Annotated in this window: 18 protein-coding genes; 12 read left to right on the forward strand and 6 right to left on the reverse strand. The window is 39.0% G+C overall.

Annotated elements, in window-relative coordinates; translation table 11 throughout:
• Positions 1 to 3 precede the first annotated feature (3 nt).
• Entirely contained in the window at positions 4 to 915 is a 912-nt protein-coding gene (locus tag J2X07_RS17915; RefSeq protein ID WP_310261947.1) for an ABC transporter permease, read from the forward strand.
• A gap of 37 nt (positions 916 to 952) precedes the next feature.
• Here J2X07_RS17915 and J2X07_RS17920 read toward each other — a convergent pair whose 3' ends face one another.
• From J2X07_RS17920 to J2X07_RS17930, 3 genes are all read right to left on the reverse strand, one after another.
• A complete protein-coding gene (locus J2X07_RS17920) occupies positions 953 to 1,888 on the reverse strand; it encodes a nuclease-related domain-containing protein (RefSeq protein ID WP_310261950.1) in 936 nt (311 codons plus the stop codon).
• Positions 1,889 to 2,240: 352 nt separating this feature from the next.
• Positions 2,241 to 3,311: an FUSC family protein gene (locus tag J2X07_RS17925; RefSeq protein WP_310261953.1), complete on the reverse strand. Its 1,071-nt coding sequence runs from the start codon at positions 3,309 to 3,311 to the stop codon at positions 2,241 to 2,243.
• 194 nt (positions 3,312 to 3,505) lie between these two features.
• Complete coding sequence (locus J2X07_RS17930; protein ID WP_310261955.1) at positions 3,506 to 4,792, reverse strand: glutamate-1-semialdehyde 2,1-aminomutase; 1,287 nt, start codon at positions 4,790 to 4,792, stop codon at positions 3,506 to 3,508.
• A gap of 203 nt (positions 4,793 to 4,995) precedes the next feature.
• On the opposite strand from J2X07_RS17930, the gene J2X07_RS17935 reads away from it, so the two are divergent.
• From J2X07_RS17935 to J2X07_RS17945, 3 genes are read left to right on the forward strand one after another with little or no spacing between them, the layout of a single operon-like run.
• The gene (locus tag J2X07_RS17935; RefSeq protein ID WP_310261958.1) at positions 4,996 to 6,012 is read left to right on the forward strand and encodes an ABC transporter ATP-binding protein; all 1,017 of its coding nucleotides are present in this window, start codon (positions 4,996 to 4,998) and stop codon (positions 6,010 to 6,012) included.
• On the forward strand, positions 6,005 to 6,796 hold the full coding sequence (locus J2X07_RS17940; RefSeq protein ID WP_310261961.1) for an ABC transporter permease: 792 nt from the start codon (positions 6,005 to 6,007) through the stop codon (positions 6,794 to 6,796). Before J2X07_RS17935 ends, J2X07_RS17940 begins: the two co-directional genes overlap by 8 nt.
• Positions 6,797 to 6,802: 6 nt before the next feature.
• A complete protein-coding gene (locus J2X07_RS17945; protein WP_310261963.1) occupies positions 6,803 to 7,591 on the forward strand; it encodes an ABC transporter permease in 789 nt (262 codons plus the stop codon).
• Between the two features lie 19 nt (positions 7,592 to 7,610).
• Here the strand turns inward: J2X07_RS17945 and J2X07_RS19995 are convergent, their stop codons facing one another.
• Positions 7,611 to 7,835: an ArsR/SmtB family transcription factor gene (locus J2X07_RS19995; RefSeq protein ID WP_396194587.1), complete on the reverse strand. Its 225-nt coding sequence runs from the start codon at positions 7,833 to 7,835 to the stop codon at positions 7,611 to 7,613.
• Between the two features lie 166 nt (positions 7,836 to 8,001).
• Here J2X07_RS19995 and J2X07_RS17950 point away from each other — a divergent pair, with 166 nt between their 5' ends.
• The 3 genes from J2X07_RS17950 (at position 8,002) to bcp (ending at position 9,824) form a co-directional block, all read left to right on the forward strand.
• Positions 8,002 to 8,538: an NADPH-dependent FMN reductase gene (locus tag J2X07_RS17950; RefSeq protein WP_310261966.1), complete on the forward strand. Its 537-nt coding sequence runs from the start codon at positions 8,002 to 8,004 to the stop codon at positions 8,536 to 8,538.
• Positions 8,539 to 8,867: 329 nt separating this feature from the next.
• Positions 8,868 to 9,284, forward strand: coding sequence for an ion channel (locus tag J2X07_RS17955; RefSeq protein WP_310261969.1), 417 nt, complete (start codon positions 8,868 to 8,870; stop codon positions 9,282 to 9,284).
• Positions 9,285 to 9,353: 69 nt separating this feature from the next.
• A complete protein-coding gene (bcp, locus tag J2X07_RS17960; RefSeq protein WP_310261972.1) occupies positions 9,354 to 9,824 on the forward strand; it encodes a thioredoxin-dependent thiol peroxidase in 471 nt (156 codons plus the stop codon).
• 27 nt (positions 9,825 to 9,851) lie between these two features.
• Here the strand turns inward: bcp and J2X07_RS17965 are convergent, their stop codons facing one another.
• On the reverse strand, positions 9,852 to 10,031 hold the full coding sequence (locus J2X07_RS17965; RefSeq protein WP_310261975.1) for an H-type small acid-soluble spore protein: 180 nt from the start codon (positions 10,029 to 10,031) through the stop codon (positions 9,852 to 9,854).
• A gap of 142 nt (positions 10,032 to 10,173) precedes the next feature.
• On the opposite strand from J2X07_RS17965, the gene J2X07_RS17970 reads away from it, so the two are divergent.
• The 4 genes from J2X07_RS17970 (at position 10,174) to perR (ending at position 13,585) form a co-directional block, all read left to right on the forward strand.
• Positions 10,174 to 11,283: an aminopeptidase gene (locus J2X07_RS17970; protein ID WP_310261978.1), complete on the forward strand. Its 1,110-nt coding sequence runs from the start codon at positions 10,174 to 10,176 to the stop codon at positions 11,281 to 11,283.
• Positions 11,284 to 11,546: 263 nt separating this feature from the next.
• Positions 11,547 to 12,497 (forward strand): D-2-hydroxyacid dehydrogenase, encoded by a 951-nt coding sequence (locus tag J2X07_RS17975; RefSeq protein WP_310261980.1) that lies wholly within the window; start codon positions 11,547 to 11,549, stop codon positions 12,495 to 12,497.
• Between the two features lies 1 nt (position 12,498).
• Positions 12,499 to 13,047: a cob(I)yrinic acid a,c-diamide adenosyltransferase gene (locus J2X07_RS17980; protein WP_310261982.1), complete on the forward strand. Its 549-nt coding sequence runs from the start codon at positions 12,499 to 12,501 to the stop codon at positions 13,045 to 13,047.
• Between the two features lie 106 nt (positions 13,048 to 13,153).
• Positions 13,154 to 13,585 (forward strand): peroxide-responsive transcriptional repressor PerR, encoded by a 432-nt coding sequence (perR, locus tag J2X07_RS17985; RefSeq protein ID WP_310261985.1) that lies wholly within the window; start codon positions 13,154 to 13,156, stop codon positions 13,583 to 13,585.
• 40 nt (positions 13,586 to 13,625) lie between these two features.
• Here perR and J2X07_RS17990 read toward each other — a convergent pair whose 3' ends face one another.
• Entirely contained in the window at positions 13,626 to 13,994 is a 369-nt protein-coding gene (locus tag J2X07_RS17990) for a YgzB family protein (RefSeq protein WP_310261989.1), read from the reverse strand.
• Positions 13,995 to 14,113: 119 nt separating this feature from the next.
• On the opposite strand from J2X07_RS17990, the gene J2X07_RS17995 reads away from it, so the two are divergent.
• The gene (locus J2X07_RS17995; protein WP_310261993.1) at positions 14,114 to 14,977 is read left to right on the forward strand and encodes a nucleotidyltransferase-like protein; all 864 of its coding nucleotides are present in this window, start codon (positions 14,114 to 14,116) and stop codon (positions 14,975 to 14,977) included.
• The last annotated feature ends 315 nt before the right edge of the window (positions 14,978 to 15,292 follow it).

Genomic DNA, 15,292 nt, shown 5'->3' on the forward strand with positions numbered 1-15,292 from the left:
AGCATGTCAGAACTAGCCAGATCAACACCTCCCGTAGTTCCTCAGCATGTAGTGGTACCAGTAGAAGATAAAGTTGTCTCTCCTTGGAAAGATGCGTGGAGAAGTTTCAAAAAGAATAAAATAGCACTCGTTGGTCTATCAATTGTTGCTATGTTTATATTGATCGCCATTTTGGCCCCTCTTTTAGCACCATATAATTATAGTGATGTTGAATTAGGTGATAAACATATCGCACCGAATGCTGCACATTGGTTTGGTACCGATGAGTTCGGGCGTGATATATTAAGCAGAATCATTTATGGAGCTCGAATTTCGTTATGGGTTGGCTTTTTCTCAGTAGCGGGATCCGTTATGGTAGGTTCATTGCTTGGCATTTTAGCAGGCTTTTATGGAAAATGGGTGGATGGCATCATTTCACGTATTTTTGATATTTTGCTGGCATTCCCAAGTATCCTGCTGGCAATTGCAGTTGTATCGGTTCTTGGGCCATCTTTAAAAAATGCGCTGATCGCCATTGCGATTATTAACGTGCCGACATTCGGGCGTTTGCTCCGTTCGAGAGTTCTTAGCGTAAAAGAAGAAGAGTATATTACCGCTGCAAAAGCGATCGGTATGAGTGATACGCGGATTCTCGTTCACCACATTCTACCGAACAGCCTGGCTCCGATTATTGTTCAAGGAACCCTCGCAATTGCAACAGCTATTATTGAAGCAGCTGCTCTTGGATTTCTGGGAATGGGTGCACAGCCGCCTACACCAGAATGGGGTAAAATGCTTGCAGATTCTAAAGACTACATCCTTCAGGCACCGTGGACTGTATTGTTCCCGGGACTTGCCATTATGCTGACCGTACTCGGATTCAACCTGATGGGGGATGGATTGCGGGACGCACTGGATCCACGGATGAAGAGCTAAAAAAGGATAACGAGGCTTGGCAGATGCCAAGCCTTTTTTATTTTTCTTTTATAAGTGGCGCAAGGTCATATTGACGTGATTTAGTTGAACCAGTGGATGGGAGGTTAAGAGCGTATAAGAGATGATTAGTTTTGCTCCTAGAATCCAAGAGTAAGAAATTCCTGCATTCTTGATTTGTGATCATCGATGAGATTAAGAGAGCGTAATCTTTTAAAGCATAGATATGTGTTGTTTTTGACTTGAAACTACAAATAGAACACCACCAATTACCTTTTACATAATTCATTACAGAGTGATCGCAACTTGGACAAAGAACACCGGTGATTAATTCATCTTTGGTAATTTGATATTTTTCACATACATCCGGATTATACTCACAATGAAGTTTACTAAGTAATTTAATGAATTTTTTAGTTTGTTTTGAGGAAAAGATTGGGGTTTCATATAAGTGAGTGAATTCTTGAAATTTTTTTTGAAGCACATGGCTTTTAATTACACTTTTGTATGCTTCTTTATAAGTAGAAGAAGCTTCTATAATTACATTTGGATTTGTCATTATAACAAGGTGTTCAACGGGAATGGACCGAAACTTATGCTGAAGTAAAAGTTGTGAGAGATGGTAATTTTGCCGTTTAACCTGTTCAATAGGATTTGTGAAAGACTGCTGCTTTCCATCTAATGTTCGTATCACTTGTGAAAAGCGGTCATCGAAGTAAATGTTGCCACCCCAGTTTTTAATTTCAAGATTCAGTATAAACGAAGGAGTAACTATGAGCGAATCCATTTGAAAGTGAAAATCATCATATTCAATTCTTATACCGTGTAGAAGCTGAAACTGATCTTTAGGTAAGTATCGATAAAAAAATTCTAATGATTGCTCCCCTTTAAATCCCGAAGTGAAATTACGCAAATCTTCTAGAATTTCTTGCTTTTTAATATGAGTTAAAGGCAGTCTATTAGCTAAAGCAGACAATTTAATAATAAATATTGGTGTTTTTCGTTGTTTTTTTATAAAAACATCTCCTTTCGTTTTTAGTTGAAATGTAGAACTTAATATTGCTGCATATTTTTATAAAATACAAAAAGGGATTTGCTCAAAATTGAAGGGTAATTAGATTAATCCACCGAGTTTTAGCTATAATCCACCGGAAAATGCAGATAAACCACCGACATTTATTCATAATCCACCGAGTTTTTATGAAATACTCCCGAGTCGACACAATCATACAAAAATCGACAAACTCAAATGACCATCAAATCGACACCCCACAAAACAAATCCACAACAAAAAACCAGCTTTCGCAATTGAAAGCTGGTCTCCGCTTCTATAAATCTTCCCTTTGAGGAAGCTGTACTTCACTGTCGTCTTGATGATAATTCTTAAAGCTTTCGACTAGTCGGTTCAGATGTTCCAACTGATCACTATAATCCATAATGAGAGCAAAGACTGGGAATAGATTAATCCACTCTTCATTTTCCGGACTGCTGTAATAGTTCATAAAACATTTCATCAGTGATTTTTTACTGATTTCTTCATCCATATCAATCGTATGCTGTGCTCTAATTTTATCTGTGTATTTCAAAAGCATCTGCTCATGAAAATTTGTAAGCCCGTCGAGTTTGATCTGAATCAGTTCTTGAAGAGGTTCCGGCATGTTATACAATTCATTTTCATGACGATGCAGGCTTTTCAATAATTCCAGTGCTTTGTTGGTTGTGTGGATCATCTGACGGTAAAGCACAAGTTTCCGCGTTTTTGAATATTTGTTGCTTCTAAAATAAGTGCGCTCTTCTTGATATAAAAGATAATATTGATCCATTTTAAATCGATTTTCTTTAAAATGATTTAAATCTTCTTTGATCGCAATATGTTCTGAGGCATGTCTCGTAATCATGCGAATCCACTTGATAATTTCGTCGGTATGACCTGAGATTTTGTAATAGAGTTTTGTTTCATATTTAGGCGGCATAAACACCAAGTTAACGATGAATGCTGAAAAGACACCGAGCATTACGAGTAAAAAGCGATCAACAGCAAAGCTGATGAAGTTTACTGAATGACTTTCCATTATTACGATTACGGTTACGATCGATAATGGAATTGTTTTTTCAATCTTCATCTTTAAGTGGGCTGCAATGACAAGAACGACTACAAATCCAATGACAAAGGGGTTGTTGCCAAGTAAAAGTACAAAAATAATAGCAAAAATCGCACCAACCAGGTTACCTTGGATTTGTTCTAAAATGGTTTGATAAGATCTGTAAATGGATGGCTGTATCGCAAATGTTGCAGCGATTGCCGCATATACGGGATGATTGTAATGAAACATCATCGCCAAATAGATGGCTAAAGATATAGCTAGACCCGTTTTAATCATTCGGGCTCCTAATTTCATAGCTTAAATAATTCCTTTCTGAATAAAAAAATGTTAATAATCTCAAACACTATATACTGTTTCTTTTGTTTTTTCAAGTACGGATTTGTGAAATTTACACATTTATACGCTATGAATCTTAAAGACATTTCATTACTTGTTTTGCCCTTAAACGCAAAAAAGAATCCGTGCTAGGACGGATTCTCTCTTAATTTTTAAAGACGGCTGAAGGCTTTTCCTGCAGCTTCAATTGTTGCCATAACATCATCTTCTGTATGAGCGGTAGTTAAGAACATAGCTTCATATTTAGATGGGGCAAGGTTGATTCCTTCATTAAGCATTTGTTTAAAATATCTTCCGAACGTTTCGCCGTCAGTTGCTTCAGCTTGAACATAGTTCTCGATTTTTTCGTCTGTAAAATAAAGCGTTAATGCTCCTTTTAGGCGGTTAATGCTCACTGAAACATTGTATTTAGCAGCTTGTTCAGCTAATCCTTTTTCTAAGATGGCACCTAGGCGATCCATTTCCTCGTAAACACCTTCTTGCTGCAAAACTTCTAAACAAGCAATTCCAGCTGAAATGGATGCTGGGTTGCCAGCCATCGTTCCAGCCTGATAAGCAGGTCCTAGCGGAGCAACTTTTTCCATGATCTCTTTTTTACCGCCGTATGCACCGATCGGGAGGCCGCCGCCAATGATTTTTCCGAGTGCGGTCATGTCTGGTTTAACACCAAGCAAGTCTTGAGCACCGCCATACATGAAACGGAAAGCTGTAATGACTTCATCATAGATGACAAGCGCACCATGTTCGTGAGTGATGTCATTAATAGATTGTAAAAATCCTTCTTTTGGTTCCACGATTCCGAAGTTTCCGACGATCGGTTCCACTAAAACAGCTGCGATCTGATCGCCCCATTTTTCCATGGCGGACCGGTATGCCTCCACATCATTAAAAGGTACAGTGATGACTTCCTGTGCAATACTTTTTGGAACACCTGCTGAATCAGGAGTGCCTAAAGTAGAGGGGCCAGACCCAGCAGCTACTAAAACTAAGTCTGAGTGGCCATGATAGCATCCCGCAAATTTGATGATTTTATCGCGTCCCGTATAGGCGCGTGCCACACGAATGGTTGTCATTACGGCTTCTGTCCCTGAATTCACGAACCGGACTTTATCCATAGCAGGCATAGCTTCTTTTAACATTTTAGCAAACTTGACCTCAAGGGAGGTTGGTGTACCATAGAGGACTCCGTTTTCGGCAGCCTTCGTGATTGCTTTTGTAATGTGCGGATGCGCATGTCCCGTAATGATCGGACCATATGCAGCAAGATAATCGATGTAGCGATTTCCGTCCTCATCCCAAAAATATGCACCTTTTGCACGTTCCATGAAAACAGGTGCGCCTCCACCAACCGCTTTAAATGAACGGGAAGGACTGTTGACTCCCCCGACAATATGTAAAAGCGCTTCTTCATAAAGCGCTTCTGATTGAGTTTTCTTCATATATGTATTCCTCCTAAAATTACGATTAATTGATACCAATTAGTATTGTAGCATGAATAATCGGAGGAAACAGGGTGGGAAACTGTACCACACATTCTTAAGTAGTTGAGTTTGGACATGGTGTTAGGATAAACTATGCTAGTCGCTTATTTCTTTCTTTACTTAAATCGTCATTATGTTTTTTCAATTTGGAGGCTTTATATATGGAAAATATTATAGATGTTCAAAATCTTAAAAAGGAATTTAAGTCTTATTCGAGCAGACAGGGCTTAAAGGGTGCCTTTCGAGACCTTTTTACACGGAATTACACAATAAAAACAGCGGTAGATGACATTTCTTTTTCGATTAAAAAAGGAGAGATGGTCGGCTATATCGGTGAAAACGGAGCAGGGAAGTCTACTTCGATTAAAATGCTTACTGGAATTTTAACACCGACAGACGGCAAGATTGTCGTAAACGGAATGAACCCGCATAAAGAGCGGGAGAAGTTTGTAAAGACGATCGGGGTTGTGTTTGGTCAGCGTTCCCAGCTTTGGTGGGACATTGCCGTTCAAGAATCATTCAGACTGTTAAAGAAAATATATAATGTTTCTGATCAGCAGTATGAGGAGCATATGAATGATGTGATTGAAACCCTTGATATCGGACCGCTGCTCGATAAGCCTGTCAGAAAATTATCGCTCGGACAAAGAATGCGATGTGAACTGGCTGCGGCACTTATTCATAATCCGTCACTATTGTTTCTGGATGAGCCGACGATCGGGCTTGATGTCCTTGTAAAGCTTAAAATTCGCGAGTTTTTGAAGAAGATAAATAAAAAATACGGAACAACGATACTCTTAACGACACATGATCTTTCAGATATTGAAGCTTTATGTGAACGCGTTGTGATGCTTGATGAGGGAAAAATCATCTATGATGGACCATTAAAAGAACTTCGCGAAAACTGGGCAGAAGGTAAGCAAATTCAGTTCCAATTCAGTGAAAAGGCAACGATTGAAGAGCTGCAGAGCTTAACAAAGGAACATCTTGTTGTATGGGAAAAAGGTGCAAGTGATCTTGTTTGGGTAGCATCAGTTGATAGTGATGAAACCGTGATCTCAGGAGTCATCGGAAAAGTTACAGCTGCTAAAAAAATTGCGGATTTAAAAATTCTTGAGATTTCGACGGAAGAAATCATCCGTAACATATACGTTGAAGGTGCTGTTCGTCATGGGTAAGTATATTGAAATGATCCGGATTCGCTTTTTAATGATGCTTGCTTACCGAACAAACTATTACAGTGGTATTTTGATCTACAGCATCAACATCGGAGCGTATTATTTTTTGTGGAATGCGATCTATGGCGGAAAAGAGAACATCCAGGGGCTTTCCATTACTCAGATGACTACTTATCTTGCCGTTGCCTGGATGGCACGCGCCTTTTACTTTAACAACATCGACCGAGAAATTGCGATGGAGATTAAGGAAGGAAAAGTAGCTGTAGAAATGGTTCGTCCTTATCCTTATTTAAATATGAAGATGATGCAAGGGCTCGGTGAGGGGATTTTCCGTATTTTGTTCTTCTCTGTTCCAGGTATGGTGATCGTAACGCTCGTTTTTCCTGTTGATTTATCTGCACATGCAGCGACATGGCTCTTTTTCTTTTTATCTCTTATTTTAAGTTTTATTATCAATACACAAATTAACTTGCTCGCCGGAATTGCAACGTTCTTCTTATTTAATAACGACGGATTGATTCGTGCAAAGCGGGTAGTCATTGATCTGTTTTCAGGGTTGATCCTTCCAATCAGCTTTTATCCGATGTGGGCACAAAACATCATGAGTTATCTACCGTTTCAAGGGATCAGCTATATTCCAAGCATGATCTTTACTGAAGGATTTAAAGGAAATGAAATTTTACAAGCGCTGACCACTCAGGCGGTATGGTCGCTCATATTAATTCTTCCTATATATGTGCTGTGGACGATAGCAAAACGACAACTCGTGGTACAAGGGGGGTAGAATTCAATGAGGGATTATGTTTCAGTGTTTTTTCAATACGCAGGGCAATATTTAAAAACAAGATTTACCTACCGTGCGGATATGGTGGTCGAAATCTTTTCCGATTTTCTGTTTCAAGCGGTTAACCTCGTTTTCATACTTGTCGTTTTCGGTCATACATCATTGCTTGCAGGCTGGAGTAAAGATGAGATGATATTCATCTATGGATTCTTTCTCGTGCCGTTTTCGATTTTCTCTTCTTTCTTTAATATTTGGGATTTTACGGATCGATATATTGTAAAAGGTGAGCTGGATCGAATTCTGACTCGGCCCGTTCACAGCCTTTTTCAAATTGTTTTAGAGAGGATGGAGCTGGAATCCCTTTTTGGAGTGGGTACCGGTTTGATCGTTATGTTTTATGCTGGAGGGGATTTAGGACTGGATATAAACTGGTATGATCCATTTATATTCATTCTGCTGGTTTTAGGCGGTGCACTCGTATATGCGGGTATTTTTATCAGTCTTGCTACAATCGGTTTTTGGTCAGATTCGAAAACGGATATCATGCCAATGATGTACAATATCGGGAACTATGGAAGATACCCGGTTAATATTTATAACAATATTATAAAATATGTCTTAACATGGATCTTGCCTTTTGCGTTTGTTGGAGTATATCCTGCATCTTACTTTTTAGGGCGTGAAAACTGGTATGTGTTTGCTTTCTTAACACCTGTGGTGGGACTTGTGTTTTTCATGATCGCCGTAGTTCTTTGGAACATTGGAGTAACGAAATATAGAGGTGCAGGAAATTAAAATAAAACCGTTCCCCAATTCATTTGGAGAGCGGTTTTTTATTGCGGCATGGTTCGTTTTGCTGAATTTTTCTCTGCGTGCCTTTTCTTTGAGACTCTGTAAGACCGCAGGAAAGCAAAAGCTTAAGATGACTCGAAACAGTAGCTTCGGTTAAACCTAATCTATAAGCAAGTTGTTTCGTGCTGTAGGGGTGATGTAGCAAATCTTGAAGTATTTTTAATCCGCTTAAAGCTTTTAATAGCAAAACTAAGTTTTTTAAAATCCCAAAATTACAAATAATTCACATTCTAAAGATTCAGATGTCAACAATAAAAATGCAATAATCTATACTTTTGAGCTATTTTGTTTTAACAAAATAACAAGTTATGATAATACTAGAGATGAAACTAGCAGAATTGAAGGTGACATATATGAAGATCATGGTTATAGGTGGAAGTCCGACAGCGGAATCCAGAACAAGAGGGATCGCACAATATGCGGCAGAAGTATTGCGTGAAATGAACGTCGAAGTTTTATTCTTTGATGTGGGCAATGATATACTGCCGCTATTTACTGGGGATGAGTCTACAGCTCAGAACGAAGTCGTGAAAAAGTTATCAGCTTATGCAGAAGAAGCAGATGGCTTCTTCGTTACGAGTCCCGAATATCATAGCGGAATTAGCGGTGCTTTAAAAAATGCTCTCGACTTCTTAGGTGGAAAGCATTTTAGAAACAAACCTTCTGCCATTGCAGTTGCAGCCGGCGGAGGAAAAGGCGGAGTCAACGCGTTAACAAATCTACGCACAGTATTGCGCGGTGTTTACAGTCTCGTGCTGCCAGATCAATATGTAGCAGATCCAGTTGCATTTGATGAAGGAAACGTGCTTGTAGATGAGCTGGCACAAACCCGTGTAAAAGAACTAGCAACACAGCTTAAAGATTTAACAGAGCTCGTTTCAAAAAAATAGATCCGGATGAGTAAGTTGACTCCAGGGGCCGCAGGATTGCGGTGCCTGGAGTTTTTTTATGTGCATTTGTTGAGGTGGAGTGGAGTGCCCTTTTGGGAATGTATGGGGATTCGTTGTTAAAACTTGTAGTGAAAGCGGGAAATAACTTATTAATAATTGAGCCCGAAATCCAAACGAGCAAAAATAAGGCTGAAAATCGAGTAGATCTTCTAAAGCAAAAACTGAAAAAACGTAAGGGGAATAAATTGTTAGGGGTCAGACCCCATGTTTGAAGCTATGTTTGTCCTATTCCTGAATTACGCTTCATATGATGTGTTGAGGTGGATTTTATGGAAGACGTCGTATTAATAATCTTACTTATCGTAACTTTAATGATAATTGGCAGAAGTATTATGATGCTATTCAAACATCCTGGAATTAAAGAACATCTAATGCCGGCAAGTCACCTTCTTGTTTTAGCTATTGTATATGGAACCATTATTTGTGGTTTTGGGTTAATATTTGCACTGCTGTCTTTGATGGGCTATCCGGTTTTGAAAATGGAGTGGAGCCAATTTAATTTTTTTACTTTTATTGAAGCATGTATTTATTTCAGCAGTTCTACGATCTTATCTGTTGGGTATGGAGATATTGTACCTGTTGGATTAGGAAGGTGGATTGCTACATTTGAAGCATTGATCGGATATTTGCTGCCGATCGCCTTTGTGCTGACGTCTGTTATTCAGCACAACAAAATGACGAAATAGCAAAATAGTTGTTTGAAATGATGGAAATGGGCTACCCTTAAAACAGAATGATTTTAAGGAGGTCGCCAGATGAGTGTTGAGATTGGAGCTAAAGCACCTGATTTTAAACTGCCTGCGAGCAGCGGACAGGAAGTACAGTTATCGGATTTTAAAGGGAAAAACGTTGTCTTGTATTTTTACCCGAAAGACATGACACCAGGTTGTACGACACAGGCGTGTGATTTCAGAGATATGCACGAAAAATTCGAAAACCAAAACACAGTTATATTGGGCGTTTCACCAGACCCCATATCGCGTCACGATAAGTTTATTGAAAAGCACGGTCTTCCATTTTTACTGTTAGCAGATGAAGAAAACAAAGCAGCAGAATTATATGGAGTATGGAAAATGAAGAAGAACTTCGGCAAGGAATACATGGGGATTGAACGGTCTACATTTATTATCGATAGAGAAGGTCATATCGCAAAGGAATATCGAAAAGTAAAGGTAAAGGATCACGTACAAGAAGCATTGGAGTATATAAAAGAAAACCTTTCATAGAAAAAAGCCCCTAATCTTTGGGGCTTTTTAGCTTTCGTGCAGTTCATTTACCGGAATGTTCATTTCATTGTCTGGCTGATCTTGTGTATATGCTCTTGCTGTCTGGCTGCTTTCGTCTACTGATTGGAGCCAAACCGGAGTTCCGTTATGTAATACTTCGATTTCTTTTTCAGATTGAATGATCTGCTGAGCACGCGATACGTTCATTTTCATTCACCTCCACGCTTGTTATTATGCTGCAGCATAAGGAATATTATGCTTTTAATATAAAATATAGGCAGGGAAACAATTCGCATGATAGAATGAAATTGTGTGAATTTTATAACAGATAATTATGGGGGTTTAAAATATGAGAGATGAAAGGTTAACGACACTCGCTAAAACATTGTTAACGCATTCACTAAAACTAGAAAAAGGTCAGAAACTTCTGATCACATCGTTCATTGCTGGAAAGCCGCTCGTAAAAGAACTTGTAAGAGAAACATATGCATTAGGAGCATATCCATACGTTCAGTTAGCAGACGAAGAGATCTCAAGAGAGCTGATGCTTGGTTCATCAAAAGAGCATACGGAGCCACAAGTGAAATGGGACTTGGCACGTATGGAGGATGTAGATGCATACATCTCAATTCAATGTAAAAATAATGATGCAGAGTTTACGGATGTTTCAAGCGAAGTATTCCAGATGAAAAGTGAGTTAAACAGACCCGTTCAGAACTTGATCATCAATGACCGTCAATGGGTATTGCTAAACTACCCTACACCGGGATTAGCGCAAATGGCGAAAATGAGTTTTGAAAAGTTCACTGATTTTCTGCTGGATGTTTGTAATGTTGATTATAAAGCAATGGCGGAAGCCCAAAAGCCGCTTCATGAACTAATGGAAAAAACAGATAAAGTCCGCATTACAGGACCAGGTACAGATTTATCTTTCTCTATAAAAGGGATTCCTGCTGTTATGTGTGCCGGTGAAAATAACATTCCTGACGGGGAAGTTTTCACAGCGCCAGTAAAAGACAGTGTAAACGGAAAAATTACATATAACACACCATGCCCGTACCACGGGACAACATTCAATCATGTGAGTTTAACATTTAAAGATGGAAAAATTGTCGAAGCGACTTCCGACAATTCAGAAAAGCTGAACCAAATTTTTGACACAGATGAAGGTGCGCGCTATGTTGGAGAATTTGCTATCGGTGTCAATCCTCTGATCCAGCATCCGATGGGGGATATCCTTTTTGATGAAAAGATTTGCGGCAGCATCCACTTTACACCGGGAAGAGCCTATCAAGATGCGAATAACGGAAATGAATCAGCCATCCATTGGGATATGGTATTAATTCAGCGTCCGGAATACGGCGGAGGAGAACTGTATTTTGATGATGTCTTAATCCGAAAAGACGGTTTGTTTGTTCTGCCAGAACTTCTAGGACTAAATCCAGAAAACCTTAAGTAAAATCTTTTTGCACTGCTAATTGTTAGTAACTGATTTCCGCTCCAGGTCGCTCGCTTCCGCGGGGTGTGAGGTGAGCCTCCATGGCGCTCCAATCAGTTTGCCCAAGAAGTGTAATTACGAAATGACTTAAATGAAACGTTTTTTCTGAAAAAGAGCCCTTGTAGCAACAAAGTTCACGAAAACAGCCTTAACAAAACAATGATTTGCGGGATGAACTGTCCCGCTTTTTGTATTTTATAAAACAGATAAGAAGGTGTTTACTGATGATACTTTCAAGTGCAAGACTAAAGGATGATATAAAAGAGAACCTTAAGAAAGAATTCCCGGAGTCAGAGTTTCGTTTTTACAATAAAATGAAAGAAGCAGCTGCAGATCTGGAGCATGCAGAAATACTGATTACTTTTGGAGAAGATTTAAATGAGGAACTGGTTAATCGGGCTAAAGTCTTAAAGTGGATAATGGTTATCTCCGCCGGACTTGATAAAATGCCGTTTGATGCGCTAGAAAAAAGAAACATCCTTATCACAAATGCAAGAGGCATTCATAAAACACCTATGGCCGAATATACGATATCGATGATGCTTCAAGTTTCCCGTAAAGCAAAAGAGATGATGGAAAAGCAAAAAGAGCATACGTGGGATCGCAAAGTGCCGATGACTGAGATTTCAGGTCAAACGATTGGGATATTAGGGACCGGTGCGATAGGCGGAGAAATAGCAAGATTATCAAAAGCCTTTCAAATGAAAACGATTGGTTTTAACCGCAGCGGTAAATCGGTAGACCATTTCGATATAATCGTTGACCAAGAAGGAATTGAACAGCTTTATAAAGAAAGTGATTTTATCGTAAATGTGCTACCTTCGACAGATCTGACGAAAGGGTTTATTCATGCAGATTCATTTTCACTAATGAAGCCGACAAGTGTTCTGATCAACATAGGAAGAGGTACGACGATAGCTGAAGGTGACCTTATTGCCGCATTAAAAGAACAAAAAATCGGTCATGCCGTACTCGATGTTTTTGAAAAGGAACCTTTGGCAGAAGACAGTCCTTTATGGGATATGGAGAACGTAACGATTACACCGCATATATCAGGTATTTCTCCACAATATCAAGCAAGGGCATTAGAGATATTCTCAATGAACTACAAGCTGTACTTGAAAAATCAGTTATCCGACATGGTAAACATTATACCGTACGACCGGGGGTATTAAGATGAAAATTTATACAAAAACAGGTGATAAAGGAACAACATCATTAATCTTTGGTGAACGAGTATCTAAAAATGATATTCGGGTTGAAGCATATGGTACATGTGATGAAGCGAACAGCATGATCGGACTGGGTGTCAGTTTTCTCCCGGATGAAGAATGGGCAAAAGATGCCATAACCGTTATGAGAAAGGTTCAGACCGTTTTATTTCATGTTGGGGCAGAACTTGCGACACCTGCAGGGAAAGAGGTAGCGTGGAAGCTAAAAGAAGAAGATGTTCAGTTTCTGGAACAGACAATTGATAGATGGCAAGAGGGGTTAAAACCTTTAAAACAATTCATCCTGCCGGGAGGGACTCCGGCAGCCAGTGCTCTTCATACTGGACGAACAATCGCGCGTCGGGCTGAAAGACTGGCAGTTGCTGTTGAAGGTGTGAATCCTCTCGTCATGTCTTACTTAAATCGTCTATCAGACTTTCTGTTTGTAGCAGCAAGATATGTGAATGAAAAAATGAACATGAACGAACCCGTTTTACACGAAGAAAACGAATAATACAAAGGGATTTTCATACACTTCAATTGACAAAACCTGTAGATAACAAGTAGACTAATTATAACGATTATAAAGTAAGAATTCTTAAAGAAATGGGGTGATGATGATGTCAAGTGCTAAGATAAATGCTGCAATCGACAACTTAAAAGGTGCTGGAGTTCGGATTACTCCGCAACGTCATGCTATCTTAGAGCATCTCATCCAATCCATGTCCCATCCAACAGCCGATGAAATATACAAGGCTTTAGAAGGGAAATTTCCTAATATGAGTGTAGCAACTGTTTATAATAACCTTCGTGTCTTTAAAGAAGCGGGTCTTGTTAAAGAACTCACTTACGGAGATTCATCTAGCAGATTTGATTGTGTAACTACAGATCACTATCATATCATCTGTGATTCTTGCGGGAAGATAGTTGATTTCCATTATCCTGGTTTAGACGAAGTAGAAAGTCTTGCTGAATCTGTTACAGGCTTTGAGGTTGGGCGTCACCGGATGGAGATTTACGGAGTTTGCCCGGATTGCAAAAGAAAACACTAATAAAAAAAGCTGACTTCCTTAACCGGAATGTCAGCTTTATCTATTTTACCTGTTCCTTTCGCATTGAGCGCTTGGAATTATATTTTTCATCAAAATCTTTGCCTTCAAGATTTTTGTCCAATGTCAGCGGCTGGTTGCAAGACATACAAGCATCAACTCGTCCGAGGACTTTCGTCACTGTTCCGCAATTCGGACATTTGACTTGAACAGCTTGTGTTGAAATCATTCCAATCCAAAAATAAACTCCTGCGCTGGCGATGGTTGCTAAAAATCCAACTAGCATAAAAATAGACATTACTACAAAACTTGTCTTAAAAAACAGGCCTGCATACATAATGATAATACCGATGAACACTAGGCTTAAAGCGAACGTACGTATTTTATTAATTTTGCTCGTATACTTTATCATACCTGTCCCTCCTACGTTCATTAGTATAACATATGAACATATAGGAAAAGAAAAAGGATTTTGTTATTTCGTGTTGAATGATTACACACAAGATTTTGTGAAAATGGGAGATGACCTTTATGGAAGATATTTTGCGCCCCCTTTATCAAGAAAGAGCCAGCAACGAAAATACTTTAGGTGTTATATTTGTTGAAAAGAACAAATCATTTAGCCCGGGAACCGATCATTTTGACTGTATTCTTCTTATTATAGTAAAAGAAGCAGAACAGTCCTTTATGATTAAACATTATGAGTTTGAAACTGGTTCAGCGGCTTTACATATTGTTACTGAGAGTTTATTGAATTCTTGGCTCATGCTTGGCTCTAATAAAAGAGCTGTCGATTGGGTAATGAACGGAAAAGTTCTATTTAACCGCAACGAGTACATTACAAGATTACGGGACAGGCTGCATGAGTTTCCTGTAGAGGAAAGAACGCACAAGATCGGATTAGAGTTTGCAAAACTAATTAGAAGATATAATGACGGGAAGGAATTATTCCATTCTGGTCAGTACCTCGATGCATTTAACAACATAATGCATTCACTTCACCATTTAGCGCGTCTTGCCATTATCGAACATGGTTATTATCCAGAAGTTACAGTATGGAACCAGGTTAAGATGATACAGCCGGAAATTTTCAAGCTGTATGAGGAACTCGTGACAGGAGATGAAACAATCGATAAACGTCTTGAATTGCTTCTATTAGCTTCCGAATTCTCACTATCTTCAAAAACTAAACTTGGTGCTAATCATCTATTAGAAATCTTGAAACAAAAACAGGAATGGGCCTACCATGAATTGATGGAGCATGGGGAGATTCGTGATTATTCGATTGACCTTCCATTGCTGCTTTCCCATTTAAAAGATAAGGGGTACATTAAGACAATAAAAAAAGAAACAAAGAGCAAAGGCTTGTTCCATCGCTATTATGCTATAAAATAATAACTATTTTACAAAAAGGTGTTGACCTGTATATTAATCCCGTGATATATTATTTCTTGTCGCTGCGACATACGGAAACATTGTTGCAGGCGGGAAACATTTTCAAAAATACAGGTTGACATCTTATTTTTAAGATGCTATCCTAATAAAGTCGCCAAAACGAGCGGCAATGAAAAACAAGTTCTTTGAAAACTGAACAAAAGAAATAGGTAAGGAATTAAATTAATTCCGTCAGTTTTAAAAACGAGCAAGACAAACACTTTTATGGAGAGTTTGATCCTGGCTCAGGATGAACGCTGGCGGCGTGCCTAATAC

Source organism: Fictibacillus barbaricus (assembly GCF_031457135.1).
Taxonomy (GTDB): Bacteria; Bacillota; Bacilli; order Bacillales; family Fictibacillaceae; genus Fictibacillus; species Fictibacillus barbaricus_A.